Annotated in this window: 19 protein-coding genes; 4 read left to right on the top strand and 15 right to left on the bottom strand. The window is 58.3% G+C overall.

Annotated elements, in window-relative coordinates; all coding sequences use genetic code 11:
* Positions 1-22: 22 nt before the first annotated feature.
* The 3 genes from CLV44_RS06480 to CLV44_RS06470 are packed head-to-tail and all read left to right on the top strand — an operon-like array spanning position 23 to position 3,136.
* Positions 23-1,939 (top strand): copper resistance system multicopper oxidase, encoded by a 1,917-nt coding sequence (locus CLV44_RS06480; protein WP_106591299.1) that lies wholly within the window; start codon positions 23-25, stop codon positions 1,937-1,939.
* An 11-nt stretch (positions 1,940-1,950) separates the two neighbouring features.
* Positions 1,951-2,652: a copper resistance protein B gene (locus tag CLV44_RS06475; RefSeq protein ID WP_170069284.1), complete on the top strand. Its 702-nt coding sequence runs from the start codon at positions 1,951-1,953 to the stop codon at positions 2,650-2,652.
* A gap of 46 nt (positions 2,653-2,698) precedes the next feature.
* Positions 2,699-3,136 carry a cytochrome b562 gene (locus CLV44_RS06470; RefSeq protein WP_106591297.1) on the top strand — a complete coding sequence of 146 codons (438 nt, stop codon included), beginning with the start codon at positions 2,699-2,701 and terminating at the stop codon, positions 3,134-3,136.
* Between the two features lie 56 nt (positions 3,137-3,192).
* Here the strand turns inward: CLV44_RS06470 and CLV44_RS06465 are convergent, their stop codons facing one another.
* From CLV44_RS06465 to CLV44_RS06455, 3 genes are all read right to left on the bottom strand, one after another.
* Positions 3,193-4,416 carry a CynX/NimT family MFS transporter gene (locus CLV44_RS06465; protein ID WP_106591296.1) on the bottom strand — a complete coding sequence of 408 codons (1,224 nt, stop codon included), beginning with the start codon at positions 4,414-4,416 and terminating at the stop codon, positions 3,193-3,195.
* A 68-nt stretch (positions 4,417-4,484) separates the two neighbouring features.
* Positions 4,485-4,955 (bottom strand): cyanase, encoded by a 471-nt coding sequence (gene cynS / locus CLV44_RS06460; RefSeq protein WP_106591295.1) that lies wholly within the window; start codon positions 4,953-4,955, stop codon positions 4,485-4,487.
* Between the two features lie 53 nt (positions 4,956-5,008).
* Complete coding sequence (locus tag CLV44_RS06455; protein ID WP_106591294.1) at positions 5,009-5,668, bottom strand: carbonic anhydrase; 660 nt, start codon at positions 5,666-5,668, stop codon at positions 5,009-5,011.
* A gap of 115 nt (positions 5,669-5,783) precedes the next feature.
* Between CLV44_RS06455 and cynR the strand changes: the two genes are divergently transcribed.
* Positions 5,784-6,662, top strand: coding sequence for a transcriptional regulator CynR (cynR, locus tag CLV44_RS06450; protein WP_106591293.1), 879 nt, complete (start codon positions 5,784-5,786; stop codon positions 6,660-6,662).
* A gap of 17 nt (positions 6,663-6,679) precedes the next feature.
* Here cynR and CLV44_RS06445 read toward each other — a convergent pair whose 3' ends face one another.
* From CLV44_RS06445 to CLV44_RS06385, 12 genes are all read right to left on the bottom strand, one after another.
* Positions 6,680-7,285 carry a flavodoxin domain-containing protein gene (locus tag CLV44_RS06445; RefSeq protein WP_106591292.1) on the bottom strand — a complete coding sequence of 202 codons (606 nt, stop codon included), beginning with the start codon at positions 7,283-7,285 and terminating at the stop codon, positions 6,680-6,682.
* Positions 7,282-8,091: a DUF4198 domain-containing protein gene (locus tag CLV44_RS06440; RefSeq protein ID WP_106591291.1), complete on the bottom strand. Its 810-nt coding sequence runs from the start codon at positions 8,089-8,091 to the stop codon at positions 7,282-7,284. The genes CLV44_RS06445 and CLV44_RS06440 overlap by 4 nt, the downstream gene beginning before the upstream one ends.
* Before the next feature lie 48 nt (positions 8,092-8,139).
* The gene (locus tag CLV44_RS06435; protein WP_106591290.1) at positions 8,140-8,661 is read right to left on the bottom strand and encodes a DUF2271 domain-containing protein; all 522 of its coding nucleotides are present in this window, start codon (positions 8,659-8,661) and stop codon (positions 8,140-8,142) included.
* Positions 8,662-8,670: 9 nt separating this feature from the next.
* Positions 8,671-9,285, bottom strand: coding sequence for a PepSY-associated TM helix domain-containing protein (locus tag CLV44_RS06430; RefSeq protein ID WP_106591289.1), 615 nt, complete (start codon positions 9,283-9,285; stop codon positions 8,671-8,673).
* Positions 9,286-9,525: 240 nt separating this feature from the next.
* On the bottom strand, positions 9,526-10,905 hold the full coding sequence (locus CLV44_RS06425; protein ID WP_106591288.1) for a sodium-dependent transporter: 1,380 nt from the start codon (positions 10,903-10,905) through the stop codon (positions 9,526-9,528).
* 81 nt (positions 10,906-10,986) lie between these two features.
* A complete protein-coding gene (locus tag CLV44_RS06420; protein ID WP_106591287.1) occupies positions 10,987-12,192 on the bottom strand; it encodes a tetratricopeptide repeat protein in 1,206 nt (401 codons plus the stop codon).
* Positions 12,193-12,197: 5 nt separating this feature from the next.
* Positions 12,198-12,854 (bottom strand): energy transducer TonB, encoded by a 657-nt coding sequence (locus CLV44_RS06415; protein WP_106591286.1) that lies wholly within the window; start codon positions 12,852-12,854, stop codon positions 12,198-12,200.
* Positions 12,854-13,267 (bottom strand): ExbD/TolR family protein, encoded by a 414-nt coding sequence (locus CLV44_RS06410; protein WP_106591285.1) that lies wholly within the window; start codon positions 13,265-13,267, stop codon positions 12,854-12,856. Before CLV44_RS06410 ends, CLV44_RS06415 begins: the two co-directional genes overlap by 1 nt.
* Positions 13,264-13,761 carry a MotA/TolQ/ExbB proton channel family protein gene (locus CLV44_RS06405; protein WP_106591284.1) on the bottom strand — a complete coding sequence of 166 codons (498 nt, stop codon included), beginning with the start codon at positions 13,759-13,761 and terminating at the stop codon, positions 13,264-13,266. The genes CLV44_RS06410 and CLV44_RS06405 overlap by 4 nt, the downstream gene beginning before the upstream one ends.
* Positions 13,751-15,097: a MotA/TolQ/ExbB proton channel family protein gene (locus CLV44_RS06400; protein WP_106591283.1), complete on the bottom strand. Its 1,347-nt coding sequence runs from the start codon at positions 15,095-15,097 to the stop codon at positions 13,751-13,753. The genes CLV44_RS06405 and CLV44_RS06400 overlap by 11 nt, the downstream gene beginning before the upstream one ends.
* The gene (locus tag CLV44_RS06395) at positions 15,094-15,876 is read right to left on the bottom strand and encodes a DUF3450 domain-containing protein (RefSeq protein ID WP_106591282.1); all 783 of its coding nucleotides are present in this window, start codon (positions 15,874-15,876) and stop codon (positions 15,094-15,096) included. The genes CLV44_RS06400 and CLV44_RS06395 overlap by 4 nt, the downstream gene beginning before the upstream one ends.
* 839 nt (positions 15,877-16,715) lie before the next feature.
* Positions 16,716-18,548 carry an ABC transporter ATP-binding protein gene (locus tag CLV44_RS06385; RefSeq protein WP_106591280.1) on the bottom strand — a complete coding sequence of 611 codons (1,833 nt, stop codon included), beginning with the start codon at positions 18,546-18,548 and terminating at the stop codon, positions 16,716-16,718.
* Between the last annotated feature and the right edge of the window lie 2 nt (positions 18,549-18,550).

Here is an 18,550-nt window from a genome sequence, read left to right as displayed (position 1 = left end):
TTCGCTATTCAGGAGCATTTTGATGAGCAAGCACAACACTTTGCCTGCGCCTTCGCGGCGCCGCTTCGTCCAGGGACTCGCCTTGGGCGGGCTGGCCACCGGGCTGAGCCTCAGCACACGCCCGCTGCTGGCAGCCAACACCGCGCCGACTCTCAAGCCACACCCCGTACTGAGCGGCACCGAGTTCGATCTGAACATCGGCCACCAGCTGGTCAACTTTACCGGCAAGGAGGCTCTGGCCACCACCGTCAACGGCTCCCTGCCGGCCCCTGTATTGCGCTGGCGGGAAGGTGAACGGGTAACGTTGAACGTGCACAACAACCTCGACACCGATTCATCCATCCACTGGCACGGCATGATTCTGCCCACGGAGATGGACGGCGTACCGGGGCTGAGCTTTGACGGCATCGCCCCCGGTGAAACCTTCACCTACGCATTCGATGTGCAGCAGAGCGGCACCTACTGGTACCACAGCCATTCCGGTTTCCAGGAACAGACCGGCCTCTACGGTGCCATCATCATCGACCCGAAGGAGCCCGAACCCTTCAGCTATGATCGTGACTATGTGCTGATGTTGTCGGACTGGAGTGATACCCCGCCTGAGCGGGTGTACGCCAACCTGAAAAAGATGAGCCACTACTACAACCGCCGCGAACGCACGCTGGCCGACGACCTCATCCCAGAGGCACAGCAGGACGGCTGGGGCACGGCACTGTCACGGCGGCAGATGTGGGACAAGATGCGCATGAGCGATCGCGATATCTCTGATGTCACCGGTTATACCTACACCTTCCTGATGAACGGCCAGACCCCTGCCAGCGGCTGGACCGGCCTGTTCAACCCCGGCGAGAAGGTACGCCTGCGCGTGATCAATGCCGCCGCCATGACGTTCTTTGACCTGCGCATTCCCGGCCTGAAAATGACCGTCGTCGCCTGTGACGGCCAATATGTAGAGCCGGTCAATGTCGATGAATTCCGCATCGGCGCAGCCGAAACCCTCGACATCATCGTCGAGCCGACCGAACACAAGGCCTACAGCCTGTTCGCTCAGGCGATCGACCGTTCCGGTTATGCCCATGGCCAGCTGACGCCTGATATAACGCTGAAAGCCACACCACCGGCACTGGACCCGGCACCCGAGCTGACCCATATGGATATGGGCATGGCGATGGCAGCAGGGGAACATGGCGGCCACGCCGGGCATGACATGCCCATGTCCCACGGCACGATGTCGCACGGAACGATGACGCATGATACCGGTCACGCCATGCCGACCCAAACAGCAGCCATGCCAATGAACCATGGCAAAATGGATCATGGCAAAATGGCCCACGGTAACCATGACGCCATGCCCGCTGGCATGCATCACGGCAACGGCCCAGCGAGTGAACCCGCCTATCAAGGCAATCCGCTCTCTGCAGGCATGCCGGTGCATGCCGACAGCGAATACGGCCCTCACGTTGACATGCGCGCCGAAGCTCCACAATATCGGCTCGATGATCCCGGCGTTGGCCTGCGCAACAACGGCCGCAAGGTACTCACCTATGCCGATCTGCGCAGCCTGCACCCCACACCCGACACCCGCGAACCGAGCCGCGACATCGAGCTGCACCTGACCGGCAACATGAGCCGCTACATGTGGTCCCTCAACGGCATTCGCTATGCCGATGCCGACCCGATCCAGCTGACCTATGGCGAGCGCGTGCGCATTATCCTGGTCAACGACACCATGATGCCGCACCCGGTTCACCTGCACGGCATGTGGAGTGATCTGGAAACCGGTGATACCACTCACCTGCCGCGCAAACACACTCTGGTGGTACAACCGGGAGCACGTCTGAGCTATCTGGTCACCGCCGATGCCAAAGGTGAATGGGCGTTCCACTGCCATCTGCTCTATCACATGATGGGCATGTTCCGAAAAGTCGTGGTCAGCTGAGGAGATACCGCATGAAACTGCACACACACTGGCCGCTTCTGGCCCTGCTGACCCCGGCACTGGCACAGGGCGGCATGAATGACGACCCGGTACTGGGCATGTTCAACGTCAAGCAACTGGAGGGAGCCTACAGCGAAGGCGATACCCGTCTGGCCTGGAATATTGAGGGCTGGCTGGGTACCGACCTGCACAAACTGGTCCTGAGCAGCGAAGGCGCACGCCTGGATGGACGCAGCGAGGAACATGAACTGCGCCTGTTATACCGCCGTGCGATTGCGCCTTATTGGGATCTGCAGTTGGGCTGGCAGCATGAACCACTGGCTGATAAACGTGATGATCGCGCCCTGCTGGGCGTCAACGGAACAGCTCCCTGGTATCTGGAAACCGAGTTCAATCTGTTGGCCGGCCCGGGCACCGATCTGACCGCCGAGCTGAGCCTGGAACGGGAGATCCGTCTGACCCGGCAATGGGTACTCAGCCCCGAAGTCGGGCTGACAGCCCACAACTTCAGTGACCGCGAGGAGCATCAGGGCAGCGGCCTGGCCGATCTGGATCTGGAGCTGCGTCTGGCCTGGGAGGTGCGTCCGGACTTTGCACCCTACGTAGGCGTCACCTGGGAGCGCAAGCTGGGTGACTCGGCTGACCTGGCCCGAGACAGCGGTCACGATGTGGACGAAACCCTCTGGCGTGTCGGCGTCAGCTTCTGGTTTTAACGAAGCTCGCGGTGTTTAAGGAGCCATAAGGTTTCAAGGAGAGAATATGCTGAAAACAATAACAACAGCCCTGTTCACCACCAGCCTGCTGACTCTGCCGATGGCGGTCAGTGCTCACAGCAACCATTGCCAGGATACCCAACTGGGCGAGCAGATGAAGTCTCTGAAGCACAGCTTCAAGGCCTATCGTCAGGCGTTGTCCGGGGAAGATTGGCAGCAGATGGCCACTGCCCGACAGGATATGCTGACACTGGCGGCAGCGGCCGCGGATGAGCAACCACTGAAGCTGCACGATCTGGCACCGGCGCACCATCCGATGATGATGCAGGAATACCGGTCGGGACTTGAACAGTTCAGCACTTTGCTCACTCAACTGGCACAGGCCGAACAGGCGCAGGATGCAGATGCGGCCACCGATCTGGTCGGTCGTATCGGTCAGCACAGCAAACAGAGCCACGAGTCACTGCGCAAGGACTGCGACTAAGGCTTTTGCCGTACCCCCCAGCGGGTGGGTACGGCTTTTCCTCTTCAACCCACACACTAGCGCGGTAATGCCGGGCCCTCAATACCGGCCATCGCCGGTGCATAACCACTCGGGGCAAAGCGCCAGGTGGCGATAAACATCAGCACCAGCGTCACCAGTATCAACCCCCAGGACGCGGCAAAACTACCGGCCAGCTCACGCAACATCCCGGCCAGATAAGGAATCAGCGCCGTAATCACAAACCCCACTCCTTGCACAAACGCTGCCAGCACACCCGCCATGGCAGGCACGCGCAGATGGTCCAGCGCCAGAGTCAGGGTCAGCGCGAAACAACTGCCCAACCCGTACCCGATCAGCGCGACCCACAGACTGAGCCCCGCATCAGGCCAGAACACCAGACCGGAAAAGCCGATCAACTGCAGCACCACCGCCAACAACAGCCAGGGACGCCGGTCACTGCGCCCGCGACACAGTAGCGGCACACACAGGGCGGCACATACTTGTAACAGTGTCATCAGGCCGACCAGCCCCCCACTATCGGCCGTACTCCAGCCAAGGGTTTGCGCATATAGCGGCAGCCAGGCCACCATGCTGGCGTAGCCACCGTTGGCCAGACCAAAATATACCGCCAGCAACCAGGCGCGACGGTTGGTCAAGCAATTCAGACGCACACCCGCACCGCCTGCGTAAGCGGACTCCCGTGGACGGCCCACCCAAAACAGCACCGCCAACAATGCCGGCAGTAACCAGATGCCCAACCCTGTTTGCCATTGTTCAGTACTGCGGGCCACCAGCGGGCTGAACACCGCCGCCAAGCCACCGCCCCCCATCAAGGCCGCCGAGTACAGCCCCATACCCAAGGGCACATGTTGCGTATACCAGCGCTTGACCACTCCGGGCGCCAATGACTGCACCACCGCCACCCCCATACCGGCCAGCAGCGCGGTCAGAATCAATGAGGGACCATCCTGCAAAAACAAGCGCCAGGCACAGCCGGCGGCGATGGCCAGCAGTCCGCCGACGATCCAGCTGTTCTCGCTCAGCCGCCGCCCCAGTCGCGGCAACAACAGCGGAAACAGGCCCATACACAGCATGGGCAGCACCGTCAGCAATGACATGGATTGCAGGCTCAGACCGGTGTCAGCACGGATCTGCTCCAGCAACGGGCCGTGAGATGTAACAATGGGACGCAAATTCAGCGCCAGCGCAATAATGATCAACATCGGCCAGAACCGATGCAGACGGGAGCCGAAGGTCTGTGAAGGAGAATCAATGGACATGATGGAGAACCGCCGCAGGTGAAACGAAAACGCCGGTGCAAGGCACCGGCGCGCAGTCTACCGCATCCTTAGAACGGTCGGTACGGCAGGTATTTGCCATCCAGCGTAATCACTGCACGGGAGCCACCTTCCGGATCTTCAACCTTCTTGATATCGATCTTGAAGTTGATCGCGCTGATGATACCGTCACCAAACTCCTCGTGGACCAGTGCCTTCAGCGTTGTGCCGTAGACCTGCAACATCTCATGGAAACGATAGATGGTCGGGTCGGTGGGCACAGCTTCTTCAAGGCTGCCACGCATCGGAATGGTCTGCAGCACAGCGACGGCCTCTTCACCCAAGCCCAGCTTGTCGGCTACCACGGCCGCAGCTTCTGCCGGCAACGGGTGCTGGCCCAACAGGGCGGCAGTGACGAAGGTGACACTCAGGCCTGTACCTTCAGTAAGCTGGGCAAACGACAGATCTTTTTCACCTTTGATCGCCAGAATCTGGTCGGTCAGGGCCTGACGCGCGTTTTTGCTATTGTGTGACTGGATCATGGTCTACCTCTTTAGGAGCAATAATGACTACAGGTTGATGAAAAATATGGACGTTACATCGCCTTGGGCAAAGGCTCAGGCGTGGCGCGCACATGGGGGTTTTCGGCGAGGGAAACAAAGGCACGACGACTGCCGTCAAATGCCTCCATCCGGCCCGATTCAATGTCGTATACCCAGCCATGCAGGGTCAGACGACCCTCTTCCAGTGCCAGACGCACCGACGGATGGGTCTGCAGGTTGGCCAGCTGGGCAATCACGTTTTCATGCACCATCGCTTCGATGCGGTCGCGTTCGCTGCGGTGGTGACGGGCCTGATTGACGATACGGGCAGAATCAGCATAGCGCAGCCAGCTGCCGACGGCAGGCATGCCATCCATACAGGCGCAGGTGGCAATCGCCTTCATCGCGCCGCAATCCGAGTGACCACAGATCACCACATCAGCCACCTGCAGCGCGGTGACCGCATACTCCACCGATGCCGATACACCCCCGGGTTCGGGTCCGTAAGACGGCACGATGTTGCCCGCATTGCGGATGACGAACAGGCCACCGGGCTCATGCTGAGTGATCAGCTCTGGCACCAGACGGCTATCGGAACAGGAGATGAACAGTGTGCGCGGGCTTTGCTGATGCGCCAGTCCCTTGAACAGGTCTTCGTGTGTCGGGAAAACGTTTTTGCGGAATTTCAAAAAGCCTTCAATGATCTCTTTCATGGCAGCGTTCTCCGGGGCCATTCGCTAATCGATGAAGCGATGGTACGCCGCTCTTCTCATAAGGTGAAAGACGCATTTATAATGAAGTTGATAAGCCATACTTATAGGTAAAAATATGCTGCTGCGTCATATCCACTACTTTCTGGCGGTGGCCGAACACCGTAACTTCACCCGCGCCGCTTCAGCGATGCATGTGTCACAGCCGGCGTTGTCACAACAGATCAAGCAACTGGAAGAAAATTTGGGTACCCGGCTATTCGACCGGTCCGGACGCAGCATTGCCCTGACCGATGCCGGTGAAGTGTATGCACGCTATGCACGCCGTGCCCTGCAAGACCTGGATGCCGGCAAACGCGCCATTCACGACGTAAGCGATCTCAGCCGCGGCCTGCTGCGCATTGCGATCACGCCCACTTTCACGCCTTACCTGATCGGCCCGCTGGTGCGGACATTCCATGAGCGTCACGCCCATATCAGGCTGCAGGTGGAAGAGATGTCACAGGAGCGGATGGAGGAGCGGCTGCTTGAAGATGATTTTGATCTGGGGATCGCCTTTGCCGATGTACACAGCCGCGATATCGAGTCCCGCCCTCTGCTGGAAGAGCGGCTGGCACTGGTCGTCAATCGGGATCATCCGTTGGCCAACAGGCAACAGATCGACGCCCAAACGCTAGGAACATTGTCGCTGGTGTTGCTCAATACCGAGTTTGCGACCCGCGAACAGATCGACCGCTACTGCCGCCAGCACGCACTGCACCCGCAGGTGATGATGGAAGCCAATTCGGTCAGCGCCGTAATCGAAATGGTGCGCCACACCCCGCTGGCCTCATTGCTACCGGCACAGGTGGCGCAGGAACGTGCAGACCTGTTGGCCCTGCCACTGACACCCACCGAACTGACCCGTACCGCCGTACTGCTATTGAGGAAAGACGCATATCGCAGTGCTGCCACGCGGGCGTTCATCGCACTGGCAGGTCCACTGAAACGGGAATAAACGGTACCCCCACCGATTCAGGTTGAGGCCAGCAACTGCCGATGCCAATGTTCAATGACATTGGTATCGGCCTGATCAACCTGAACCGTTGCCAACAGGGGCACGGCTCCCGCCTGCTGCAAGCGGAGTGTGAGCGTCAGCCCAAAGGCACAGAAACGCGGATAACGCCGGTCACCCAATGCCAGCACGGCAAAAGGCCGCTCATGGAAACGTTCAGGATCATCCCCTTCCAGCCAGCGATCACCGGTACGCGGTGCATCGCCGTTACCCGTGGTACTGGCAATCAGCAGCAGGGCCTTCGCCGGTAATGGCGCCCGGTCCAGCCGATTCAATTCAGTCACCTCGACGCTGAAGCCCGCCTTGCGCAATCGCTTGCGCGTTTGCCCGGCCAGTTGGCGTGCCGTCCCTGTTTCGGTGGCGTAGGCGACCAGATAGTCAGCCGGTGATGTGCCTGTATGAGTCGAGCGTCGCCCGCGACGTTCAGCCCGCAACAGAATCAGTGCGTAAGCAATCAGTACCAGGCTTGCCAGCCACTGGCGCTCGGCCGGCAGCGCGTCCTGCTGCACGATCAACACCAGTGCCAGAGCAATCCCGGCCAATGCCAGTTTTAACCCGAGCGTCAAAGCGGCAACACTTCCAACGTAGCGCTGTAGCTCAAGCGACGCTTGGCATCTTTAAGCACACGGCTGTCCTGCTCGGTCTCCGTTTCCAGCCAGTACATGCCCGGTTCGTCGAAGGTCAGCGTCAGCTTGCCCTGCGCATCCGTCATCAGCTCGATTTCACCTACCTGGTCGCGATAGCGAATGCCGTCCCGGATCAAAACGACATCAAGACCGGCTGCAGGCTGACCATCAATCAGGAAACCGAAGGCCACCGGTTCACCGGTAAACAGGTCGTTGGGATGGGTCTCTGGCACCAGTTCTATGCCATGACCGGTCGGGACAAAAGTCACGTCAGTCGGCGCGCCCTTGGTCACAAAGACCTGTATCCGCGTATCGATTTCGCTGACCTTCACGTCCTCGGCTGCCGCCGGGATTGTGCCGAGATCAGCAGCTTTCCCGCGCCAGCGCTTGGCTTCCCCATCAAGGGTGTAACGCGCAAACACACCCTGGTTGTGGCTTTGCAGCGTGTATGTGCCCTCTTCGCTCAGTTCCACATCAAATACCGAACGATACTTTCCGGTTGCCGGGTTTTGAGCTGCAACCGGCTTACCGTTTGGTGACAGGATCTGTACGTTGTTCAGCCCCAGCGGATGATGCTCAAAATAGAACAAGCTGTTGGAAATGGCCGCATCCACGGTAATCCAGCTGTTTTCACCCGAGAGCACCGTAGCTGAGGGCAGCATCCAGGCACGATGCGCCTGCGCTTCCACGGACAATCCCAATCCCAGGGCCATCAGGGTACCCACCGCCAGTTGTTTCACATTCATGCTTATTCCGTCCATGCCATTGGTTAAGGGGTTGCTTCAGAGATTGGTTCAGGGGGTTATATTCAAGGTGACCGAACCCAGCTCATGCTGGCCCTGTAATGCCTGCTGTTGAGTGCTTGCGGGCCAGCTGAAGGGCAGTCTGAGTACTTCACGCCCACCCACTTCGCGGACCGCTTCCACCACCAGTTGGTAATTACCCGCTGGCAACGTCGCCAACTGCGGTGAATCGGCGGCAAAGCTCAGTGTATGAGTGCCAACCGGCCGGGTCGCACCGGAAAGTCCATCCACCGGGAACTCAAGACTGCGGCCACTGCGCCGCCACCAGAGGCGCAGGTCCTTGAGCCATTTGGTCCCTTCATTGTCTTTCAGTTCCTGGTCATACCAGAGCGCCAGATTCTGCTGATGCCGGCCCTTTTCGGTCTCGACCCAGACCGCCACGTAGGGACGGTGATACTCGGCCACAGCCAATGCCGGAACCGTTACATCAACCCTGAATTCAGCCGCTGCAGCACTACCGGCACCCAATACCAGCCACACGGCCACCGCCGTTGTTTTCCATTGCCCAGACATATCGACTCCTTAATGCATCCATAAAATTGCCAGCAACACCGGCACCAGCACACCCAACCCGGTCACTGGCCATACCGACACGCGCTCGCGTGCATGCAGGCTCAGTACGCCGAACCCGGTCAGGCAAAACAACACACACACCAGCGCAAACAGATCGATGAACCACACCCAAACGGTGCCGGTATTGCGCCCCTTGTGCAGATCATTCAGGTAGGCAATCCAACCACGATCCGTACTTTCGTACAGCACCTCGGCGGAGGTGAAATCAATGCTCAGCCAGGCATCACCACCAGGACGTGGCATCGACAGATAGAGTTCATATTCAGACCATTCCGGCAGCATGGTGCCAACCGTGCTGATGCCCTGCTCCTGCTGCAGCCACTGCGTCAAATCAGGGGGCAGAACTGGCGGAGCAGTTGCCGCCAGTGACGGCAGCTGCTGCTGCAGACTGCTCGGCAACACCGCTTCAATGGTCTGCACCTCTGGGGTAGCGGGTATCTGACCGGCATGGTTCAGCGTGATGCCGGTGATGGCGAACAGCAGCATGCCGAATAATGCGAGCGCCGAGCTGATCCAGTGCCATGTCAGCAAGCGACGCAACCAGACTGAACGATTAGAAACCATGACAAACCTTGCGCAAAAACAGAGTGGGCCGGACCCAGCGTCCAAACCATGCATGCGCAAAAGAATATAATAGTTCTCATTAACTATCAACGAATGAGAATGATTATGTTTTATTTGAAGGATCAGAAGAGGGATTAAGGTGCGTGGAGATCATTGGGATACAACCGCCAACCCGGCTCGGGCCGGCGGTATGTGAAGGCTGTGTACCAACCCTGCCCGGCGGAGCGGGCAGGCCAGAAATCAGGGGTTGATCAGACCAATCGCCTGCAAAAAGATCACCAGAATTACCACCGGTACCAGGTAGCGCATCAGGCCAAGCCAACCGCGGTACCAGACGCTGTCACCGCCGAGTTCGCTGGCCGTAGCCTCGGGCTTCATCACCCAGGCAGTAAAGATCGCCATCAACAGCGCACCCAATGGCAACATCCAGCCGGAGGTCAGATAATCCAGTGCTTCAAAGAAGGTCTTGCCCGCCACGGTCTGATCTTGCCAGATATTGAATGAAAACACGGTCCCCAGACTCAACAGCCAGATACCGCCGCCGCCCAGCAAACTGGCTTTGAGGCGTGACATGCCGACCTTTTCAGTCAGCCAGGCGATGGCAGGCTCAATCAGCGAGAACGCCGAGGTCAGTGCCGCCACCGAGAGCATGACGAAAAACAGGGTGCCGAACAGAGTGCCAAACGGCATCTGGCCAAAGGCGATCGGCAGGGTTACAAAGATCAGCCCCGGTCCACTTCCCGGTTCCAAACCATAGGCGAACACGATCGGAAAAATTGCCATCCCCGCCAGCAGGGCGGCGGCCGTATCCAGTACCGCTACCAGTATCGATGTCCGCGCAATGGATACCCCGGCAGGCAGGTAGGAGCCATACACCATCATCGCACCGCCGCCGATACTCAACGTAAAGAAGGCATGTCCCAACGCGACCAGCACTCCGGAGGCACTGAGTTTGCTGAAATCAGGCTCAAACATGAACGCTGCCGCATCGGCAAAATGACCACTGCCGGCAGCAAATGCCACCAATACCAGCAGGAACATGAACAGTAATGGCATCAGCAAGTTAGCTGCCTTTTCCAGCCCTTGGCGCACACCACGGCCGACTATGCCCAGGGTCATCACCAATACCAGCGTACTCCAGCCAATCAGCTGCCATGGCTGCTGTAACTGATGCTCAAACAACTGCCCGATCGCGGCCGGTTGCAGCTCGGTAAAGGTGCCGCTGGCCGTAATCGGAATATAGGCCAGCGCCCAGCCGGCCACGACGACGTAGAAACTGAGCAGCAAAAAGCCGGTCAATACGCCCAGGCGGCCGACGTTTTTCCACCATGGACTCGCACCCGCTTCCTGCGCCAATGTGGCCATCGAGTTAATCGGGTTCTGCTGGCCTCGGCGGCCAATCAGTACCTCGGCCATCAGCAGCGGCACCCCCAACAGGGCGATGCAGACGAGATACACCAGGACAAAAGCACCACCGCCGTTTTCACCGGCGATATACGGGAATTTCCAAATATTGCCCAATCCGACCGAAGCACCGGCCGCCGCCAGGATGAAGGCGATGCGGTTCGACCAGAGCTGATGGGGTGCACGTGCTCGGGGGGCGTTCAGTTTGTTGCTCATGAGATACTTCCGGATTCATCAGCGCCCTATCCTGCCATAATTGGCCGAACCTGTCCGCTCCAGCGGCATCCGTTGACGCGATCACCCCGACCGCTGATCCAGGTAATTGAGCCAACTCTGTGCCTGGGCACGCGTGGCTGCATACTCGCGGGCCCGAACAAAACTGGCACGCGCCTGATCCAGCTGAGCACGGTTGAGGTCGGCTATACCACTGAGCAGATGCAGGTCGGCGGCATCGGGCTTGAGTGCTACCGCCCGCTCGATACTCTGTTTCATCGCATCCCAGCGCTGGAGCTGCATATCCAGGTAAGCCAGCTGACGCCAGGTCATATAGTCCGGCCGGCGCTGGGCGATTCGCTCAAGCGTGCCACGGCCAGCGCTGTATAGTTTGGCCTGCAGCTGGGTCTGTGCCAGCAGACGTTCATGCTTGAGGCTCCGCCGCACCTGTTGCCGGTTCATCGCGTCATCCAGCAGTTCCGCCGCTCGTTGCGGCAGGCCCTGCTGTAACAACAGCTGAGACAGCCAGATGTACTGACGCTCCTGATCGAATTGACCACCCAGCCACGCTGCCCTCAACGTCGCCAGCGCATCGGCATGACGGTCACGCAGCTGATAGACGCTGGCCAGCTGTTCCCAGTAGCGAGCCTTGTGTGGATAACGGTTGACCAGCAACTCAAGCACGGCGGTTGCCCCCTTCCACTGCTTGAGCTGAAAGTGCGCCGCCAATTGCAGTCGATACCAGTCTTCCGGTGCGCGCCCGCGCATGCGTATGGCGGCTTTGACCGGTGCCACCACCTGCGCCCACTGCTCAACTCGGGAATACCCCTGCGCCAGCAGCAAATGGTCTTCAGCGCGGATTTTCTCCGTTTGGGTGCCATGACTACGGATCTCCTCCATCCAGCGTTGCAGCGAGTCAATCCCTTCACGCCAGCGCGACTGGCTCATCTGCAACTGAGCAACCGTATGCAGCAGACGGCGCTGATCGATCGCAGGCAGTGCGTTGAGTGCATAAGCAGCAGCAAAACGCTTCATCGCCGCGGCCTCCTGCTGCCGCGCCAGTGCCAGGTTGCCCTGAAACTGGAGAATGTACGCCTGTGCCGGCGCACTCAGATCCCGTGCAGCCAGCGCGCGTAGCACCTTATCTGCCTGTGGATAATTTTCAGCCGCCATCGCCTCCTGGGCGGCGTTGAGCTGCTTGAGTACCGCCGGTGGCAACGTCAGCGTTTGCGCACCGGCCGTGGTGCTTAGCAGCCACCACAGGGACAGACATAGCGTCATCCATTTCATTGTCACTACTCCAGGTTGAATTCCAGCCGTTGACGGGTACGGAACGGGACGGCTGAACCCTGTTCAGTCACCGGATTGAAACGCCAGCGCAACAGCGCACGCTCGACCGTTCGATCAAAGATGCCCGGCGGCTCGGATTCCACGATCTTGAATGATTCAGGTATCACCCGACCCTTGGCATCCACGGTAAATTCGGCCACGACATGACCTTCAATGCGGCGACTCAGGGCCCGTTGTGGATACTGTGGATTCATCCGCGAGACCGGCGCAGCATTCAGGTTCATGGCCATACTCGTAGACGGGGATGGTGCCGCCATAGCAGCAACCGCCGACAGGTCGACGGCGGCATTGACCTGCAATCCCATCTCGATCGCCGGCAGAGGCATGTTCAGCGCCACCGACGGCGTGTTCATCGCCACGGGCTGTGCCAGATTCGGCATGGTTGGCGTAGGCGGCTGTTCAGGCTGAATGTCGGGCGGCGGCAATGACTCACGTTCACGCACCTGCACCTCGGAGTCCAGGGTGAGGCGATGCAGATTGACTGCGGTATAACCGCCCGTATCCGGCGGCGCAGCGCGGCCAGTACCAGCCAGATGCGCCATCAACAGAAACAGCAACAGACTGACCAGCAATGCCGGCGGTATGAACAACAGGCTTCGCATCAACCCGCGCCCTCTCGTGTCGCCACCGCCACCTGCTCGATACCCGAAAGCTTCACCTGGTCCATTACCTGAACCAGCAGCCCGGTCTTGGCGTTCATATCCGCCTGAATCATCACGCCCAGATCCGGCTGTTCAACCTTGAGCCGCTCCAGTGCCGGACGGATCATGCGCACATCCACCGGCTGACGGTCCAGCCAGACTTCATCCTCGGCGGTAATCGCCAGCATCACCCCCTGGCTTTCCTTTACCTCGGCAGTAGCAGAGATGGGCCGTTCGATTTCCACCCCGGCCTCGCGTACGAAGCTGGTGGATACAATGAAAAAGATCAGCATGATGAACACAATGTCGAGCATCGGCGTCATATCGATCTCGGCGTCGTTATCCATTCGTTCCAGGTTAAGTCGTTGCCTCATCCTCTGGCTCCTGTGATATCCAGTCGGGTTCGTTGCAGTTGGCTCCAGCGCGCCAGTCGGTTCCAGATCAGCAGTCCGCTCACCGCCATCACCATGCCGGCCAGCGTTGGCAGCGTCGCCCGTGCCACACCGGCAGCCATTAATCGCGGGTTGCCGGTACCATTCAGAGCCAGGGTGTCGAACAGATGAATCATGCCGGTCACTGTGCCCAGCAGACCGATCAGCGGACAGAGCGCTATCAGAGTACGAATCAGTGGCAAAGCCGCCTGCAGGTCCAGCAGCAGATCCGCCCGATTCAATTGTCTGCCCGCACCGGCAGGCTGTTGACGGTAGTCGCGGATACGGCGCGGAAAGTCGATCCAGCGGAACCAGAGACGCTCCAGCAGCAGCGTCCACAACACCAGACTGACAGCCATCAATGCCCAGAGTACCGGCCCACCGGCATTGAAAAACCCCGCCAACGCCGCCTCGAAATGGGCCAGATCAGGCAGCATGGCGCGCCTCATCCGCATCACTTAGCTGTTCACGCTGAGCGGCCAATAACGCCAGACCTTTCTGCTGCAACAGCTGCAACAGACGACGGCTGCGGGCAGCCAGCAAGCTATGGCAAAACAGCAGCGGAATGGCCACACACAACCCCAGTACGGTCGTCATCAATGCTTGCGAGATGCCACCCGCCATCAATTTGGGGTCGCCAGTACCAAACAGGGTAATGCTCTGGAACGTGCCGATCATGCCGGTCACCGTACCCAACAGCCCCAATAAGGGTGCCACCGCCGCCACCAGTTTGAGCAGCGTAAGACCCCGTTCCAGCAGTGGCGCCTCTTTGAGCAGGGCTTCATCCACGCGCAGTTCGGTTTCGTCGGTTGTGCGCCCGGCTTGTCCTGCAGCCAGCACTCGCCCGAGTGGGTTCGCGCTATCGGCCTGATCAGCCATGCGCAACTGCGCCCGTACGCTGAACTCGATTTTCAGCGTCGTCGTCAGTTTCCACAGCGCCACCAGCAGGCCGATGCCACCCAGTCCCAGAATGATGTAGCCCACCAGACCACCCTGAGCTATACGCTGCTGCAGGCTGGGAGTTTGTGCCAGCAGTGCCAGCAGATTGCCGCGACTGGGATCGATCACCAGTGTTTCGCCCTGCCCCTGTACAAACGCCTGCGCCTGCTTCAATACCGATCCCGCTGGCTGTACCGGCAGTACATGTAGACTGCCATCACGATAATTCAGATATTCACCCTGGGCATTCAGGGCAGTAAATGGCCCCACTCGCACCACGCCTTCGTCACTGCGCACACCATCCGTCTGCACTACCGAAGCCGTAAAGCGCGCCACTTCACCGGTAGCGGTCATCTCCTGCTGCAACAGAAACCAGAGCCCCTCCAGTTCACTCAATGTGGGAATCCGTTTCTGCTCGGCAAATGTCAGCAACTCGGCACGCTCGGGGTGCTGAGCCGTAATCATGGAGTCATCCAGCAGTCCGCGCACATCCTGCGCCTGCTGTTTGACGACCCCAAACACTTCCCCCAACTGACCACTGCGTACGCGCAGGGCATCACCCTGTTCGGTCAGCGTATCCTCATTGCGCTGAAACTGCGCTTTCAGTTCGCGCTGACGCGCGTCTGCGGCTGCTAGGCGGGTGCGTGCATCGTCCAGCAGCGCTTGCTGATCCGCGCTGTCGGAGCGGAAAGCGGCCAATCGTTGTGCATCGACCCGCTGGTCGGTTGCGGCCTGGGAACGGACCTGTTGCAACAACTGTTGCAGGTCATTGGCCTGTGCCGGCAGACAAAGCAGCAGCATCAAGGCAGCAAAAGAACGGGTAACGGCCTTCATGATGTAGCTCCGGTCGGGTCAGCGGGAATCAATTCAAGGGGCAGTTCCAGCAATTCAGGGACGGACTGCTGACGCGCCATGCCGATACCCTTGCGGATCGGCCAGTCGTACGTTCCCTCCAGAGCTTCCCAACGGTTACCTGAGTGACTCCAGCGGCCGCTCTCCTCGCCGTCCAGTGTCTGGTAATAGAGCGCAACGCGGCCGAGGCGCAGGAAAGTGACTTCGCGACGGCTGTCGCCCTGCTGCAGAGTGCCACTCCAGGCTTCAAGTGTGCGGCCGTACTCGGCTTCGATCTGATAGGCCTGCAAGATCTGGCGATATTTTTCCGCCAGACTGACATCGGCCCGATCAAGCAAGCGTGCCAGACCTTCAATACGCCGCTCTCGCTCTGCCAGCTGAAACGGCAGGTCACCGGCCACGAATTGTTCCAGCATCGCCTGCATTCGCACCAGCAACGGCAGGGTTGCCTGCTCGGTTTCAGCCAGTGACGCCAACTGTGCTTCGATGTCGGTTAACTCGTGCACCTGGTCATCGACCATACGACCCAACTGGCGGTTATAGGCTTCCATCAATTCGGCCTGACGCAAAGCGGCGGTATAGGCCGCGTAGTTGTCACGCGTCTGCTGATCCAGCCGATCAATACTGCGCTGCACCTGAGCACCCTGCTGGTGCGCCTGCTCCAATACCTGCTGGTTCTGGTTCAGCGTGTTGGCCTGTGCCGTTAATGGCAGCAGCAACGGCACGACCAGAGCAGCCGCCTTGAAATGTATCCGATCCATGAGCAATCCGTTCTATTAAGACAAATGATAACGATTTGCATTATCCATTATATGCAAGACTGATGCAAACCGTTCACTCGAATGTAGTCAGGAAGGGGCCAGCCAGGGCAAAGTCAGACCCATGCCACCAAAGGAATATCGGTAACGCCAGCTCAGCTTGAGCATGGCACTGCGCGGCTGGCAACCTCATCCTGCCAGCCAGGCATCAACGTACCAACAAAGCTATCGACGAACTCCGCAACATTTTCCTGTTCAGAATGGAAAATCGACACTGAGCCATAAGCATGCCCGTTTAAGAGATCAGCCTTGAGACCGGTTTCATCAGTGGTGCCGACTGTCGATGGGCGTATCATCTGTAAACTGCGTCGGCAATGCCCCACCTATAACTGGCTCCCGGCATCGTCTTGCTGGCGGCTTTAACCCAGAGCCAGTCGAGTCGCCGCTCCACACTGACTCTTGGTAGAGCATCAAGAACCGTGCTCAGGTCATTGAGACCAAAGTCACGATCTGCTGACAGTTAATGCTGCTCAACGCCTGAGGCGTTTCCATCGGCGTCAGTGACAAACCGGTTGCGCCACTGTTAAGTGGGGTAACATAGCCCTGATGCTACTCTGCTGGGGGCCGCTGCCTTTACTTCAACTGTTCCTGTTCAACAGGGTTTTCAGCTGCAACAGCAGAAGATGCGATCGCAAGTGCCGTAAAAACGGCACCCTAGAGTAGATCTTGTTTGAACTTCATGTATCGGCTCTATCAATGGAAGTGAATGAGCGGCATCCATGCCCAAATATACAATAAATCTAAACGACAATGCCTTGCATTTAAATAATGAGTTGTATTACTTAATATTGATCGCCTATGAAGCTACCACTCTGGTGCTGCCACAGCCGTGCATACCGACCTTTCAGCTTCAACAGCTCTTGATGACTACCCTGCTCCACGATACGCCCCTCTTCCATGACAATCAGGCGATCCATAGCAGCAATAGTCGACAGCCTATGGGCAATGGCTACCACTGTTTTTCCCCGCATCAACGCCGACAGGTTCTCTTGAATAGCCGCTTCTACTTCAGAATCCAGCGCTGACATTGCCTCATCCAATACCAGCACCGGCGCGTTCTTCAATAGTACACGTGCAATCGCAATACGTTGACGCTGCCCACCCGACAGTTTAGCGCCTCTTTCACCGGCATGAGCATCGTATCCCTTGCGTCCCGCCTCATCCTGCAGGGATGCAATGAACCCATCGGCATGCGCTTGGCGAACCGCTGCACGCAGCTCGGCTTCACTGGCACCCGGCCGCCCATAGAGTAGATTCTCGCGAATGGAGCGATGCAACAGTGCCGTATCCTGGCTGACTACCCCAATCGCCGCGCGCAAGCTTTCTTGGGTGACACTAGTGATCGGCTGATCATCAAATAGAATACGGCCGCGATCAATGTCATACAGGCGCAACAGCAGGTTGATCAATGTTGATTTACCTGCACCCGAGCTGCCAACGATACCGACCTTTTCACCTGACCGAATCTTAAGCGTCAGATTATTGATGAACGGTTGTGACGGCTCATATCCAAACACCACCGAATCGAATTCAACCGCCCCGTCTTTAACCATCAGTGCTTGAGCATCAGGCGGGTCCACCAACTCTTGCGGCCGGGTCAGAAGGCGCTTACCGTCCTGCACAGTGCCGATATTGCGGAACAGAGAAGCAATTTCCCACATAATGAATTGGGACAGGCTTTTAAGACGCAATGTAAACGAAACGGCAATGGTAATAGCGCCTGCGGTGACACTGCCGTCCTGCCATAGCAGAATCGACAACGCGGCCGTGGCAAAAATCAACCACGCATTCAGCATCCACAGGGTGATATTCAGACCGGTAATACGTCGCATCAACGGATATACGGCATCCAGAAAAGCCTGCATGCTCTGGCGGGCATAATCATGTTCACGCTCGGAATGCGCAAACAGTTTGAGCGTGTGGAAGTTGGTATAACTATCCACAATACGTCCCGTCATCTCGGACTGGGCATCAGCCTGCAGGCTGGCATGATGCTTCAGCTTTGGCACTTGTACACAGAGCAGAAACAGATATCCGCCGGCCCATGCCAGCAATGGCAACGACAGGCGCCAGTCGGCCGACACGATTAGTACTGTCATGCCGGATAGGTATACCAGTACATATAACAGAACATCTAGCAACTTCATCACGGTTTCACGAAGCGATTCCGAGGTTTGCATCACCTTGGTTGCCAAACGACCGGCAAATTCGTTCTGATAAAAACGATGACTTTGTCCCAGCAGATAGCGATGCGCATGCCAGCGAATAGCAGCACTCATATTGACGGACAGTGACTGATGAAACAGCATAGAATGCGTTACTACAGCCAGCGGCATCACCACCAGAACCAACAGCGCCATTACCCAAAGTCGGACACCATCCTCTGCAAGCAGAGACTCAGGTTCACGGCTGCCGAGCCAGTCCACTAAGTTGCCCAGAAAGCTGAACATCGCCACTTCAATACAGGCCACCACCAGAGTCATAGCCCCCAGTAGGAACAGCGTCCGTTCATACCCTCGACAATAAAATCGGAAAAAAGCCCAGGTACCGAAAGGTGGCTGTTGCGCCGGATAGTCCGGAAAAGCAGGCGTCAGGCGCTCGAAAAATGTAAACATTG

Origin of the sequence: Marinobacterium halophilum, from assembly GCF_003014615.1 — a bacterium.
In the GTDB taxonomy this organism is placed as follows: domain Bacteria; phylum Pseudomonadota; class Gammaproteobacteria; order Pseudomonadales; family Balneatricaceae; genus Marinobacterium; species Marinobacterium halophilum.
The sequence above is the reverse complement of the archived record's forward strand: the minus strand, read 5'-3'. Positions and strand labels throughout refer to the sequence as shown.